Source organism: Alkalicoccobacillus porphyridii (genome assembly GCF_007293315.1).
Lineage (GTDB): Bacteria > Bacillota > Bacilli > Bacillales > Bacillaceae_D > Alkalicoccobacillus > Alkalicoccobacillus porphyridii.
This window is the reverse complement of the sequence record NZ_VLXZ01000178.1, coordinates 1-279: the sequence shown is the minus strand read 5'-3', so window position 1 is coordinate 279 and position 279 is coordinate 1. Positions and strand designations below refer to the sequence as shown.

Annotated in this window: 1 protein-coding gene; it reads right to left on the bottom strand. The window is 40.1% G+C overall.

The annotated features are described in order from the left end of the window. Positions 1-126, bottom strand: a 126-nt coding sequence (gene ynhH, locus FN960_RS24900) for a protein YnhH (RefSeq protein WP_438799990.1), incomplete at its 3' end; no start/stop codon positions are given. Between the last annotated feature and the right edge of the window lie 153 nt (positions 127-279).

The window sequence follows — 279 nt, the reverse complement described above, 5'->3', positions numbered from 1 at the left end:
ATTACGAAAGTGGTGGTGCCTCGCTCTAAGGATAGGTGACATCGAAAAAGCGTGCAGAGGAATGTGTGCTTGTGTCTCAGCCCAACGTGAGTGCCTGTTTTTGAGTCGTTGAGTTCTACAGTCCAAAGTGCTGAAACCATTCAAGAGTCAATTGGCGCGCATTATACGCTGAAATTAATCCAAAAGGAAAACAAAAACAGCGTTTCAAAAAATATACAACTTGTTAGACAATAAATTGTTATCAAAGATTTAACGTTCCAGGGAAAAGGTTACGCAAAA